10 protein-coding genes are annotated in these 14,071 nt (G+C 33.2%); 1 reads left to right on the plus strand and 9 read right to left on the minus strand.

Annotated features, from left to right (window positions below; all coding sequences use genetic code 11):
• Position 1: 1 nt before the first annotated feature.
• The 4 genes from AC2H4K_RS03620 to AC2H4K_RS03635 form a co-directional block, all read right to left on the minus strand.
• On the minus strand, positions 2-1,318 hold the full coding sequence (locus AC2H4K_RS03620) for a TolC family protein (protein ID WP_281138425.1): 1,317 nt from the start codon (positions 1,316-1,318) through the stop codon (positions 2-4).
• Entirely contained in the window at positions 1,308-4,505 is a 3,198-nt protein-coding gene (locus AC2H4K_RS03625; protein ID WP_493742840.1) for an efflux RND transporter permease subunit, read from the minus strand. The genes AC2H4K_RS03620 and AC2H4K_RS03625 overlap by 11 nt, the downstream gene beginning before the upstream one ends.
• The gene (locus AC2H4K_RS03630; protein ID WP_281138427.1) at positions 4,505-5,644 is read right to left on the minus strand and encodes an efflux RND transporter periplasmic adaptor subunit; all 1,140 of its coding nucleotides are present in this window, start codon (positions 5,642-5,644) and stop codon (positions 4,505-4,507) included. The genes AC2H4K_RS03625 and AC2H4K_RS03630 overlap by 1 nt, the downstream gene beginning before the upstream one ends.
• 63 nt (positions 5,645-5,707) lie before the next feature.
• A complete protein-coding gene (locus AC2H4K_RS03635) occupies positions 5,708-7,618 on the minus strand; it encodes an ABC-F family ATP-binding cassette domain-containing protein (RefSeq protein WP_281138428.1) in 1,911 nt (636 codons plus the stop codon).
• A 108-nt stretch (positions 7,619-7,726) separates the two neighbouring features.
• On the opposite strand from AC2H4K_RS03635, the gene AC2H4K_RS03640 reads away from it, so the two are divergent.
• Positions 7,727-8,116, plus strand: a complete 390-nt coding sequence (locus tag AC2H4K_RS03640) for a DUF983 domain-containing protein (RefSeq protein WP_281138429.1) — start codon at positions 7,727-7,729, stop codon at positions 8,114-8,116.
• Between the two features lie 3 nt (positions 8,117-8,119).
• Here the strand turns inward: AC2H4K_RS03640 and AC2H4K_RS03645 are convergent, their stop codons facing one another.
• From AC2H4K_RS03645 to porK, 5 genes are all read right to left on the minus strand, one after another.
• Complete coding sequence (locus tag AC2H4K_RS03645; protein ID WP_493742841.1) at positions 8,120-9,166, minus strand: NAD(P)/FAD-dependent oxidoreductase; 1,047 nt, start codon at positions 9,164-9,166, stop codon at positions 8,120-8,122.
• A gap of 108 nt (positions 9,167-9,274) precedes the next feature.
• The gene (gene porN / locus AC2H4K_RS03650; protein ID WP_493742842.1) at positions 9,275-10,186 is read right to left on the minus strand and encodes a type IX secretion system ring subunit PorN/GldN; all 912 of its coding nucleotides are present in this window, start codon (positions 10,184-10,186) and stop codon (positions 9,275-9,277) included.
• A gap of 49 nt (positions 10,187-10,235) precedes the next feature.
• Positions 10,236-11,810, minus strand: a complete 1,575-nt coding sequence (gene porM, locus AC2H4K_RS03655) for a type IX secretion system motor protein PorM/GldM (RefSeq protein ID WP_493742843.1) — start codon at positions 11,808-11,810, stop codon at positions 10,236-10,238.
• 52 nt (positions 11,811-11,862) lie between these two features.
• Positions 11,863-12,495, minus strand: coding sequence for a type IX secretion system motor protein PorL/GldL (gene porL / locus AC2H4K_RS03660; protein WP_281138433.1), 633 nt, complete (start codon positions 12,493-12,495; stop codon positions 11,863-11,865).
• A gap of 85 nt (positions 12,496-12,580) precedes the next feature.
• Positions 12,581-13,927 (minus strand): T9SS ring complex lipoprotein PorK/GldK, encoded by a 1,347-nt coding sequence (gene porK / locus AC2H4K_RS03665; RefSeq protein WP_493743059.1) that lies wholly within the window; start codon positions 13,925-13,927, stop codon positions 12,581-12,583.
• Positions 13,928-14,071 lie beyond the last annotated feature (144 nt).

Here is a 14,071-nt window from a genome sequence, read left to right on the forward strand (position 1 = left end):
TTTAAAACTGAACATTAAGAAGTTCACCACTTATCTGTAGTATTTGTAACTCTGATAACTTTGCTTCAAACTTAGCGCTATTTCTACTTAATTCTGCATTTAATAAGTTAAGTTGAGCTTGCCTAAACTCTATGGAATTAACTTGACCTATTTTAAATTTTTCCTCTGTACGTTCAAAATTATTCTGAGCCGTTAGAATATTTTTTTCTTGAATATTATAAATTTCAAGTTTATTCATATAATCATCCCAAGCATTATTAAAATCTCTTTCAATACTCAATAGCAAATTTTCTTTTTCGAGCTGCTGAGTTTCTAAATTAATTCTAGCATTTTTCACCCTTGTTATGGTAGCTCCACCATCAAACAAATTCCAGCTTAGGTTAACGCCACCTGATAGACCTGTATTTGTAGATACGGCAACGAAAGAAGCCGCATTATTGTTGTTTTTATTCCAACCATAAGAACCTGTTAAACCCACTGTTGGTAGGTAAGCAGATTTACCTGAATTAATATCTAACTTACTAATGGCTATATTTTTTTCGGTCTGAAGTAAAGCTACGTTTCTAGATTTAGCTTTTTCAAACAGACTATCTTTCTGAAACTGTAACGTAAAATCAACCTCAGTTTCAACCTGAAAATCCTCTGTAAAAGTTTCACCTAAAACAAGCTTAAGATCACGTTTTGCATTCTTTAATTCTTGTCGAGTATTAATGATATTAATACTGTCGTTATTAATATCTACTTCGGCATTCAGTACTTCTAATTTAGTATTTTGACCATATTCAAACTGGTATCCTGCTCTAACCAATCTATCTTTTGTAACATTCAATGTTTGTTTTAAAGCATCTAGATTATCCGTGAGTTGAGCTGCATTGTAGTATACCGAAAACAGTTGTAAAATGGTATTCTCAATGGTTTCTCTTGCCTGAAGTTCTGTTAATTGATACTCTTCTTTGAGTCGCTTGTAATTGTAACGTCTTCCTAAACCATCAAATAAAACATAGTTCACATTAACCGAAGCATTGTAACGTGAACTTTCAGCACCATTAAGGATTGTGGTTTCACCGTTAGAAAATTCAGCTTCGGTATTATCTAAATTATAGGTAGCTCCTGCACTTCCTGAAACAGTAGGCAAAAATCCTGCATTAAGAATACTAGTATTATTATCTGCTACCTCTACAGATTTCTTAGCTATTTTAACACCATAATTATTATCAAGAGCAGTGGCAACAGCTTCTTCTTTGGTCAATACATTCTGTGCTGTAAGACCACTACAAATCCAAGCAAACACAACAGTCAGGTAATATTTAGTCTTCATGTAGTTCATTCTGTTCTTTTATTGCGCGTTCTACTTCTTCTTTTGTGACTTCTTTACCTGTAGCCAACCACTTGGTATTCTTTTTTATGTTATTACTAAAAGATAAGAACAATGGTAATACCAATAGGGTTAAAACTGTAGCGTAAGCGATTCCGAAAGAAATTGAGATTGCCATAGGTTTTAAAAACTGAGCTTGCCGACTTTTCTCTAATAGTAATGGTGCTAAACCTGCAATTGTAGTAAGTGATGTTAAGAATATAGCTCTAAAACGGGATTTACCTGCTTCGGATAAAGCATCATCAAAAGGCATTCCTTCTTTGAGGTTATTGTTGAATTTCCCTATTAACACCAAACCATCATTTACCATAATACCTATCAAAGCAATAATACCTAGAAGTGATAATATATTTACCTGAAAATCTAACAACCAATGTCCCCAAGCTACAGCCGTTAAGCTAAATGGAATAAGTAAAATAAGTAGCAGTGGTTGCGAATAACTTCTGAATGTGAAAGCTATAGTAACATAAATCAACAATAAAATTATTGGACCTGCAACCGCCAATGAACTGGTTAATTTTCCTGCTTCTCTATTCTGACCTTCGTAAGACGCACTTATCGTAGGATATTTTGATTGAAGATTGGGAATGAATTCCGTTCTTATTTCATCAATGATATCTGTAGCACTAGTTGCGGGATTTTTTAAATCTGCATAAACCTGAATTTCTCGTTTTGCATCAAGATGGTTAATGGCTACATCCCCACGTTCTATGCTATAAGTTGCTATATCTTTTAAGGTAACACGCTCACCAGAAGGGGTAACAATTCGCATTTCATCTAAATCGTTAATAGAGCTTCTATTGTTTCGATCGTATCTAACCCAAACCTTTATTTCATCTTGTCCTCTTTGAAAACGCTGTGCTTGTGAACCAAAGAAACCTGAACGAATCTGAGACATTACTGTTCTTAAATCTAAGCCGAGCAAGTAAGCACTTTCTTTAAGCTCTAATTTAATCTCTTTTATTCCTGCAGGATCATTATCACCTATATCTTTTAGCAAAGGATTGGATTGCAGATACTTTTTTAATTCTTGCTTCGCAGCTTTTAATTCGTCTATATTATTACTCAATAAAGAAACTGAAACAGGATTACCTCCAAAATTACCTCCAGAACCGTAGATTAGTCGTTCTGTTCCTATAACCGGACCAACTAATTCCTCTAACCGATTAGTGATTAAAAAAGATTGAATTTCGTCAGGTCTTTCCTCTCCTGGCAACAGGTTGATTCTAAGATTAGCTGTAGAACTACTACTAATATCAACAATTGTGTTTTCAAAAAGCTGTTTTCCTGTTCCTTTAAGATACTTTTCTGTTAGCTCTTCATTGACGATAAAAGACTTTTCTTCTATCATTGAAATAATAGAATCTGTAATCTTCACATTAGTTCCTGCAGGCATTACCAATTCTATGTTTGCCGCATCACTTGCGATTCTAGGAAATATTGTAACACCTATTATTCCTCCACCTAATGATCCAAAAGTCAATACCAACAAGGCTAAAAATACGCCTAGCGCAAGTAATTTAAAACTCAGCACAAAATTTAAAACAGGCTCATAAAACTTATCTCTCATAAAAGACATAATTCTATCACCCATTTTATTTAAACCTCTCATAAAAGAGAAGAATTGTTTTGTTTTAGATGAATTATCACTTGGTTTTTGTTTACGTAAAGCTTTAGAATGGGCTAAATGGGCAGGTAATATTATAAGTGCTTCAACTAAAGAAACTACTAAAGTTAAAATTACAATGACCGAAACTTCACTAAAAAACTCACCTATTCTACTATCCAAGAAAAAGAATAATGAAAAGGCCAACAATGTTGTAATAATTGCAGAAACTACTGGTGGAATTACCTCCATAGTTCCATCTATGGCTGCTTGAACTGGTTTTTTTCCTTTTTCGTAATGCTGGTAAATATTTTCAGCGATGACAATACCATCATCTACTAAAATACCAATTACGATAATCATCCCAAAAAGCGATAGGACATTTATAGTAACATCAAATTGAGATGCAAACATAAACATCCCTAAAAATGAAATTGGCAGACCAAAAGCAACCCAAAGTGCTAAACGTGTATTTAGGAAAATAGAAAGAAAAAACAGCACTAGTAAAACACCTTGCCATGCATTTGTAAAGAGTAACCAAGTACGCTGAATTAAAGGTATAGATCTATCACTAACAACATCAATTTGTACATTATTATACTTTTGATTGTATTCTTCAATATAAGTGTTCACCTTATCTGCTGAAGAAATTAAATCTTCATTATTTGTACTTGTTATAGCAATATTTACAGCTAATTCCTGATTAAAATATGTTGCATTTGGTGTTTCAGAAAAACGATCTCTTATAATTGCAACATCCTTTAATCGAATTACTTTCCCATCAGATGAAGCTCTAACTACAATATTAGAGAGCTCTTTCCCATAATATTCCCTATTATTAGCTCTAATTAAATATTCCTCAGCAACAGTCTTTACATTTCCACCTGTAACTAAAATATTAGAACTACTAACGGCTTCAGCTACTTCAGAAAACGTAAGATTATAAGCTAATAAATCTGTTTCATTAACTGCAATCTCAATCTCTTCTTCAGGAAAACCAGAAATTTCAATTTGAGAAATTCCATCTATAGCTCTTAAGTCGGATTCAACCTGACGCGCAATTTGTTTTAAGGTTACAAGAGGAATATCTTTTCCACTTATAGCAAAAGAAATGGTTTCTCTTACAGCCTCTTGTTTAGACACAACTAGAGGCTCCATTCCTGTTGGAAAAGAAGGCACTCTATCCACAGCATTTTTTACTTCAAGAAGCATAAAATCTAAACTCTCACCTTTTTCAATTTCTACAGTTATAGTTCCACTGTTTTCCTTTGAAGTAGATGTTACTCGGTCTATGCCTTTTAAACCTTTTAAGTTATCTTCAATCTGAAGTACGATACCTTCTTCAATTTCTTGAGGAGACGCTCCAGGATAAGTTATGGCAACATTTATTATTCGTGATTCTGTAAGTGGGAAAAACGATGATTTCAATGAAAGGTAACCGATAATACCAAAGACAAAAAATGCTAGGATAAAAACATTTACCGCAACATGATACCGAATAAAATATTCAATTATCCTTCTCATTATTGTATCGAATCTTTAGATTTCTCAACTAGATCTGCAGCCTTTACCTGCATGCCTGCATAAGCACCTGGTACAGGTTTTCTTAAAATAATTGTACCATCTGGCACTTCTCTTAAAACTACTTTCTCACTAGAAAAATGTACTGGTTTCACCGGAATAACATCCAACAAGCTATCTCTAACCACATAAATTTCTTGGCTATCTAACAGAAGATTTCGATCAATTTCAATGGCATTTTCAACCTTTTCAGCATTTAATTCTGCTTCGAGATACATCCCTTCTTTTAGGTCTGGACTTTCAACTTGGATAAAAACAGTAATGGTTTGTGTTGTTGCATCTATGCTGCCATTAATTCTAGAGACTGTTCCGTAGTAAGTTTTAGTTTTTTCCAAATTGGTAAGTTTTACGGACTCTCCTTCTTTTAATACTTCTGTAAAAGATTTGCTTATGGCAACTTCCATTTCATAAACCGAAGGATTAATGAACTCACCCAACTTTTGTCCATTTCTAACCAATGTTCCTTCTGTAACTAAAGCTTCGGTTAAAATTCCTGAGAAAGGTGCAGTAATTCTATATTTAGCTAAACGTTGTTCAAGATTTCTAACACTGTAGTAGGAACTTATAATTCCTCTTCCTGTAATAAAATAATTTTCTTTTTCATTGGAAATTTCTGGAAGTGTTGGTGTTGTTTTATTTAAATCAAAACCATTTAAATAGGTTTGCCATTTTGGAAAAACATCAGGAAAATCTAATCTTAAATCTGGCATTATTGCAGCAATACTGTTATACAGGTTACTTTTTGCAGATTGTACACTAGCATAATATTCTGATGCATCAATACGAATTAAAACTTCTCCTCTATTGTATTTTTGACCAGGTTTAAAAAGTTTAGATCCTGTTTTAAATATACCCTGAACTTCCGAATACAATTCCACACGTTCTTTAGCTGTGAGATTACCATTTGCAGAAACTACAATGGGTACAGAACCATTCTTCACAGTATCAATCAACACTGTTTTTATAACCTTTGGAACAACAGGTTTTGGTTTGTTTTTATTATCTATAAGATATTTGGCGAAGATGAATGCACCTACAATAAGGGCAATACCTAGGGCAGAGAGAATAACTTTTCTTAGCATGTTTATGATAGTCAGTAAACTGCAAAGTTATCTTTATCAATAAGCGAAATCGTTAAAAAATTCTTAATTATTGATAGTGTCCAATTCTTCTTGTACACTTTCCCAATCATTCATTAAAGATTCTAAAGATTTCTTCTTGGCTTGGTAATCATCAAAAAACTTTGGATCTGAGGCTGTTTTATCATAATCAGTTTCTAATTTAGTATCATCTGCTTTGATATCTTTTTCTAACTGATTTATCTTAGCTTCAATATTGCTCAACTTATTATTTAAGGATTTAATTTTCTTTTGATCTTCGTAACTCTGTTTATTACTCTCTTTTGGTTGTTCTGTAACTACCGTTCGTTTTTCAGCTTCTCTTAAATTTTCAATATTACGCTGTTCTAGGTAGAAATCAATATCACCTAAATACTCTTTAATATTTTGGTCTTTGAATTCATAAATACTATCCGTTAAACCTTGAAGAAAATCCCTGTCGTGCGATACCAAAACTAGCGTACCTTCAAACTTTTTTAAAGCCTCTTTAAGAACATTTTTTGATTTAATATCTAGGTGATTCGTAGGCTCATCCATTATTAGAACATTCAATGGTTGAAGCAAAAGCTTAGCCAAAGCTAAACGATTTCGTTCACCACCTGAAAGTACCTTCACATATTTTTCAACCTCCTCACCTCTAAACAAAAATGAACCTAATATATCTCTAACTTTACTTCGGTTGGTTTCGTTTGCAGCATCTATCATGGTATCTAATACTGTTTTGTTACCATCTAAGTATTCTGCTTGGTTTTGAGCAAAATACCCAATCTGAACATTGTGTCCTAAAGTTACTTTACCTTCATGCTTTAATTCACCAACAATAATTTTAGCTAAAGTGGATTTTCCTTGTCCATTCTGGCCAACAAATGCCGTTTTAACATCTCTAGGAACTGTTAAATTTACATGGTTTAAAACCTGAAGATTTCCATAATTCTTTGATACGTTTTCAACCTCTACAACAACTTTTCCTGGTGTGATGGAAACTGGAAAGTTTAAAGTCATAACGCTATTATCATCTTCATCGACTTCAATCCTATCAATTTTATCCAGTTTTTTAATAAGCGATTGTGCCATCGTTGCTTTCGATGCTTTAGCTCTAAATTTTTCAATCAGTTTTTCGGTTTGCTGAATCTGCTTCTCTTGATTTTTTTGAGCTGCTAACTGTTGTTCCTTTATTTCTTTTCTAAGTTCTAAAAACTTTGAATAAGGTTTGCTGTAATCATAGATACGACCTAAGGAAATTTCGATTGTTCGGTTGGTAACATTATCTAAAAACATCTTATCGTGAGACACAATAACTACGGCACCAGGATAAGTTTTAAGGAAATTTTCTAACCAAATAATAGATTCTATATCTAAGTGGTTTGTTGGCTCATCTAACAGCAATAAATCGTTATTTTGAAGTAATAGCTTAGCGAGTTCTATTCGCATACGCCAACCACCAGAAAATGTATCAGTAAGCTTGTTAAAGTCTTCACGCTTAAAACCAAGACCTTGAAGAATCTTTTCTGTATCACCTTGATAATTATAGCCGCCTAAAATCTCATATTGATGCTGTATTTCATTGAGATCTACCATTAATTGATGATAAGATTCGCTTTCGTAATCGGTTCTTTCGGCCAATTGCGTGTTGATCTCTTCTAGTTTAGCCTCGCAATCTTTTATTTCTTTAAAGGCTTCATACGACTCATCTAAAACTGTTTTACCAAAATCAAAGTCTATATCTTGTTTTAAGAATCCTATTTTTAGATTTTTATCAGCAGCTATTTGTCCTGTATCAGAATCTTGCTCTTTTGCCAATATTCGCAACATGGTAGATTTTCCGGCTCCATTCTTACCAATTAGACCTACACGATCACCAGGACCTAATTTAAATGTAATGTCTTCGAATAAGTACTCTCCTTGAAATGAAATTGATAAGTTATGAATATTTAGCATACTATTTCTGAATAATTCAACTGTAAAATGTCACAATTGTTACAATGCCAGAACTACAAATATTTATCTTTGCATTGTATTAAAAACGCAAAAGTAAAGGTTTTAGTTATGATTAGAAAAGGAATGAAATTATATAGCATACTTTTTGGAGCTTGCCCAAAATGTCACCACGAGTCTATGTATGTTAATAAAAACCCTTACGCACTTTCTGAAACATTAAAGATGAATGATGTGTGCTCTCATTGTAAAACCAAATACCAAATAGAGCCGTCATTCTTTTATGGTTCAATGTATGTAAGCTATGCTGTGGGTATTGCTTTCGCAGTTGCAGCTTTTATTATTAGCCATGAATTTATTGGGTTTGGCTTAATGAATTCCTTTATAGCTATTGTGGTGACTTTGATAGTGTTTATGCCAATTATAATGCGCCTTTCTCGTAATATTTGGATCAATTTATTTATGAGTTACGATAAAGAACTTGCTGAAAAAAGCAAATAAAGATTAGGATTTGAAACGATTAACATCAATTTCTTTGTCTAAAGCTTCTTCTTTTTCTATAAAATTAAATAGTTTTTCTGCTACATATGGAGCTATCATAACTCCACGTGTACCTAAACCATTTAAAATATAAAGGTTTGAATACTTTTCATGGTGACCAACCAAAGGTCTTCTATCCTTTACTGTAGGTCTTATTCCTGCAACATGATTCACAATTTCAAAATCACAATTAATGAAGGTTTTCAGTTTAGAAATTAACTCTTGCTTTCCTTCTTCGGTTGGTTCATTGGTTTTATCTGTCCAATTATAGGTCGCACCAACGTTATAGAGATCATCTCCTATCGGAAGTATAAAAACTGAAGACTTAATTGCATAGTCTATATTTAAATCTGGCGCTTTTATAGTGAGAACTTCTCCCTTTGTTCCATTAAGTGGCACAACATTAAAAAAAGGATTTTTCTTTACACCAAAACCTTCTGTAAATACAATTTGCTTAGAAGAAATAGTATTGTATTGTACCGTTTTATCAGAAATTTGAAGACTATCATATCTAAATGTTTCTTCCTTAAAGCTATCTATTGTATTCAAAAAAGATTTGTATTCTGATATTAATGTATCTGTATCTAAACGACCTGCGTGCAATACTTCTCCAAAACCATAAGGAGCATTTACAAAGGTATTAGTGTTTTTTAAGAGCTGAGTAGCGAGGTAAGGTTCTAAATTGGGTTTATCAGAAGCATTGAACCAATTGTTTTGTTCTTCTATTGAATTGAAAAGCCTTAAGATTTTAAGCTTATAATCTATTTTTATATTTAAATCTTTTTCAATTTTGGCATATACCTCTGAAGCCAAACTTAATTGTTCGTTAGCTTTCCACACTTCAGAAAATCGTTTAAGAATAACAGGATTATACAATCCTGCTGCCACTAAAGATGATTGTTGAGAACTATCATCAAATACTACAAAAGATTTTTTTTCAGCTCTTAATTGTTCACAAAAAGCAATACTAGCTAAACCACAACCTACAATAATATAATCTACTTCCTTCATTATAATGCGAAAATATTAAAAAGATTCCTGCTGCTGCATAAATAATAGCCATAAAAAACGCCCACTATAAAGTGAGCGTTTTTATTTAAAGCTTGTAAGAGTTAATAATTAGTAACTCCACATATCTTGTTCAAAGTTTCTGATTTTTTCTTTGATTCTATCAGATTCTAAAAGTTGCATTAAAGCATTTTCAGCAACATATTCTTTAATCTCTCTATCACCATAAACGTTTTCTTCTTTGTAGATTAATCCACTAAAACGTCTACTGTTAAGTATATGATCAAAAGATAATGGAACAGCACTGTTTTTATTATTGAATGCTTTAGCATCGTGTAAAATATCTCTTATCTCTGGATAAAAGATCCAAAACATTGGAATTGGTTCTTTCATAGAATCATCTTCAGAATCGATAAAGTTAACGTCTGGTGCCGCAGGAGCGATACCTAAAATACGATACTTCAATTCTCCTTGACGCTTATCGAAATACCATAATCCCTTAATTAAATAAGAACTGATATCAGCAGGACCAATTTCACGACGAATAACATACTCTTCAGGAACTAAAGATACATCTGTTACACCTTCAGCATTCATCCACTCGATACCTTCATCAGTAACTTCTTCTTTTTTAAGAGAAGGAGCTAAATCCTCTAAAGTACGCTCAGTAGTAAAGTATGAATCACCATAAACTTTAGGAATATTTCCATCCTTAACATTTTGTAATAAAACATTGTAAAGCGACTTTCTATCATCACCTAAATTTTCTTCTACAGGAAAATATAGTGGGAAGTTTGCACGCTCATCTAGAACTACCTTTTCCCAAGTCATTTTAGAAAATAAGATATCTCTATCTCCTACATAACCGTATTCTAAAGGTTTATCATTATCTAGAAGTAACTGTGCTTCAGTCTTCATACCAATTTCTTCTGGTATTTTAGCGTTAAGGATATTAGCTTGAGCAAACATAGTATTTGCAGCAAACAATCCTAATCCAATACATAAAAAGCTTTTTAATTTCATCTTATCTAATTATTAATTTGGGATTTCTTTTTTTGTAGTGTATCTAATTTTAGTTAGTTACTTCTACGGTTACAGGTGAAACACCTTTCAGTTGGTATGTGCTATTACCTTGAATCTTAGCTTTAATATCAAAGATAGCAATAACATCACCTCTACGAGCTCTAGCAATAGCTGCCTTAGCTTGACTGTTCATTTTTGTTCCAGCTACTTGAACTGTAGGTTGTCCAGGTACTTTAATCTTAAATGATGTTACGTTAATCGGTAAATCAAAGACAAAATCTTCTAATACCGCACCAACTGTACCTATTTCAACATTACGTTTAGGTAGTTTTACAATACCATCTTGTCCTGCTATTGTACCTGTTGGCTTAGGAATATCTTTAATTCTGAATGTTTGCTGATCACTAGCCTTTGAACCATCGTCTAAAGTAGCTGTTACATTAATAGTAACCTCTCTACCTGAACCAGGGTTCATCACATATTTACCAATACCAGAAGCTTTTGATAAACCAGCACCTGACGCATTTACTTTGTTATCTGGAACACCAGCAAAAGAAATTGTCATAGGGTTAGCAACACCACGATAAACTACATTCATTTTATCTGCAGAAATTGTTGCAGAGTTTGGTCTTGGTACAACTACATAGTTCGCTACAATTGGAATAGGTAATTCTTTACCATTTTCAATAAAAGTAAACTCTCCTTTAATATCATGTTCACCAACATTACCAACGTTAAAATCTAAAGTTGCAGCTCCGGTAGAATCGATAGCTTTTGACAAATCTACTTCTTCTCCTTGTACTACTAATTTAGTAGGTGGTACATTGGCATACTTTCCAATAACTACACGTCCTTGAAACTTTTCACCTGCGAAAAACGCAGATTTATCAGCTAATACAATTGCTTTATAATTATTAAGAGTTGTAGCTTCTGCTAATGTATTTCCTAAGAATAAGTTATACAAATTAGCTTCTGTAACTCTAACATCATTTTGTAAAGCTGTTAATTTAGTATAAGATGCAATTGCAGGATAACCTTGGAAATTATAATTTAACCAATCGATTTTCTTTCCATCCTTATTAACTTCTTTCTCTGTACTAAATGTTTTTTCAAAAGTTTCACTTTCTCCTCTATAAGCCTCATCTTTAGCTAAGACCGCTTTCACAGAAGATTTATACTCATTAACTTGAGCCATAAATTCTTCACCTTTCTTAGTTAAACGATCACCTGTAAACCAAGCTTCATCCAAGATATCTGTTTTATCCATTGCTTCGAATGGTAATTTACCAGTTTCAGGATCTACTTCATATTTACCAGCTTTAATTAAATCAGCTTTAACTGTTTCTAAGTACTTATAAAATTTATCTGAAGCTATTTGCACTTGTTGTGCTCTTGCTGCTGGTATTTTAAATTCCTCAGGTTTCTCTTCACCTTTAGTTTTTAAATCCGTCAACATTGCTTCGTTTCTATTTCCTGTAGCCTCATTTGCATCAGCAAATTTTGACTCCATTAATCCAAATGCAGATAGTACCTCTTTAGACATATTCATCGCCATCATAGCAATAAACACTAAGTACATTAGATTAATCATTTTCTGTCTTGCGGATAATTTTCCTCCTGCCATGTTCTAATTAGTTTTTTTAATAATGAATTAATTTATATCTATAAAAACCTAATTAGTTTTTGTTCATTGCAGATAGCATACCTCCATAAACACCATTTAATGATGATAGGTTAGATGCTAAAGACGCCATTTGCTCTTTTAACTTTTGTGCATTTTCTACAGCTTCTTCGTTGATAGCTGCTTGACGATTTGCACTTTCCATTTGTACTTTGTAAAGACTATTTAAAGACTCCATTTGAGCAGCAGCTAAAGACATTTCTTCGCTATATTTCTTTTGAGCAGCCATAGAATCTACAGTTGGTGAAATACCTTTTGCAGCACCTTCGAAATTCTTGATACTATCTCCTAGGCTAGCCATAAGAGCACCATCAATTTTAGCTTCTTTCAATAAGTTATCTAATTTTTTAGATAATAAACCTTCTGCATCTTTAGGCTCTTCTTTTTTAGCCTTTTTTCCTGTAGATTGTCCACCTGCTAATTCTGGATAAACAAGAGACCAATCTAAGTCATCACCTTGCTTTTCGAATGCAGATATTGTAAATACAAGAGCTTCAACAATCATACCTATCGTTAAGATAAGAGATCCATAAGGCCAGTGTTGGATTTTAAATAACGCTCCAACGATTACGATTGCAGCTCCAAGTCCATAGACCATATTCATTGTTGATAATTTCTTTTGTGCCATGATTTTTTAAGTTTTAGTGTTTTAAAGAGTTAAGTTGTTAATTAACTCAATGTAAGGATTAATATTTAGTTTAAGTTAAGTTTAATTAGTTTGTTGCTGCGTTTTTAGTTACTTCAGTTCCCATGTAATCTTGAACTGTTCTAAATCCAATGTAACTTCTAGCTGAATCCGCATATTCGTAATCTCTAGAACTTACTTGTAAGAAATACGCTACATCTTTCCAAGAACCACCTCTAACAACTTTACGAGCATTGTCTTGATCGTTAACATTAGGGTTGATTGTTGAAGAATATTCATAAGATGCAGGATCATAAGAACCATTTACCCATTCTGACACATTACCTGCCATATTATATAGGTTAAAGTCATTAGGATCGTAAGCATCTGCTTCTACTGTATAAAGTGCTTGGTCAGCAGCATAATCACCACGTAAAGGTTTAAAGTTTGCCATGAAACAACCTCTATCATTTTTAGTGTAAGGCCCACCCCAAGGATACGTAGCACCTTGAAGACCTCCACGAGCAGCGTACTCCCACTCTGCTTCAGATGGTAATCTGTATGAGTTTATAGGTTGTTTACCTTTACTTTTCTGATATGCATTATGGTATAATGTTCTCCACTGACAGAAAGCTCTTGCTTGTTTCCAAGATACACCTACTACAGGATAGTTTCCGTAAGCATCATGCCAAAAGTAATCATTGTGCATTGGCTCATTATAAGAGTAAGCAAAGTCTCTAATCCAAGCTGTAGTATCAGGATACACCTCAACTTCTTGTTGTACAACAACCTCAGAACGCTTTAAACCTCTGTTTCTTGCAGCTTTTTGGATATCCATATAAGTATATTGGAATTTGAATTGCTTTACATCCCAAGTTCTTTGACCATTATAAGACTCTTCTAATGGTAAGTACATGCCATCCATAACTTCAGCATATAACTCATCTGGATAATCGGCTGTATCAAAAATAAGATCTACATCACGATTAATTTTTCTTTGCTCGTTACCATAAGTATTAAGCATGTAACTTTCGTAGGCATTAAGTTCATCTGGGTCTGAATCTTGGTAAGCAAACTCACCAATATCTCCATTACCAGGAGTTTTACCTTCTAAATCAGCCATCTCAGCTAATTTCAATCTTAGAATAGAGTCACGAACCCATTCTACAAACTGACGATACTCGCTATTTGTAATTTCGGTTTCATCCATGTAAAATGCACGAACCGTTGCGGTTTTAGTTGGCGCATCTTGTACACCAGCTAGGTCATCATCAGATTTTCCCATAATAAAAGCTCCGCCAGGTACCAAGGTCATCCCATAGGGCTTTTCTGGATGCCATGATTTTCCTCTAACTCCTACTAATTGTCCACGGTCTCCAGAATTACAACTGGACACCAAAACTAGTACTGCGGCAAGTAAAATAAACTTATTAATATTCATAGTAACTCGAGGTTAAATTAGTCATTTTTAATTTTGAGGTCGTAAACATATTTATATATTTTCGAATAAACAACTTTTTTTCAAATTTTTTTGCATTTAAACCTAAAAATATGCATTTCGTCGATGAAAAAAATGTTA

It is taken from the genome of Winogradskyella sp. 266wxhm, assembly GCF_058964685.1.

What these genes read in the sequence shown, in the direction of transcription:
- porN (WP_493742842.1), bottom strand. Translation starts at nt 10,186, where the DNA reads ATGAAATTAAAAAGCTTTTTATGTATTGGATTAGGATTGTTTGCTGCA.
- AC2H4K_RS03640 (WP_281138429.1), top strand. Translation starts at nt 7,727, where the DNA reads ATGATTAGAAAAGGAATGAAATTATATAGCATACTTTTTGGAGCTTGC.
- AC2H4K_RS03630 (WP_281138427.1), bottom strand. Translation starts at nt 5,644, where the DNA reads ATGCTAAGAAAAGTTATTCTCTCTGCCCTAGGTATTGCCCTTATTGTA.
- AC2H4K_RS03645 (WP_493742841.1), bottom strand. Translation starts at nt 9,166, where the DNA reads ATGAAGGAAGTAGATTATATTATTGTAGGTTGTGGTTTAGCTAGTATT.
- AC2H4K_RS03625 (WP_493742840.1), bottom strand. Translation starts at nt 4,505, where the DNA reads ATGAGAAGGATAATTGAATATTTTATTCGGTATCATGTTGCGGTAAAT.
- AC2H4K_RS03620 (WP_281138425.1), bottom strand. Translation starts at nt 1,318, where the DNA reads ATGAAGACTAAATATTACCTGACTGTTGTGTTTGCTTGGATTTGTAGT.
- porM (WP_493742843.1), bottom strand. Translation starts at nt 11,810, where the DNA reads ATGGCAGGAGGAAAATTATCCGCAAGACAGAAAATGATTAATCTAATG.
- AC2H4K_RS03635 (WP_281138428.1), bottom strand. Translation starts at nt 7,618, where the DNA reads ATGCTAAATATTCATAACTTATCAATTTCATTTCAAGGAGAGTACTTA.
- porL (WP_281138433.1), bottom strand. Translation starts at nt 12,495, where the DNA reads ATGGCACAAAAGAAATTATCAACAATGAATATGGTCTATGGACTTGGA.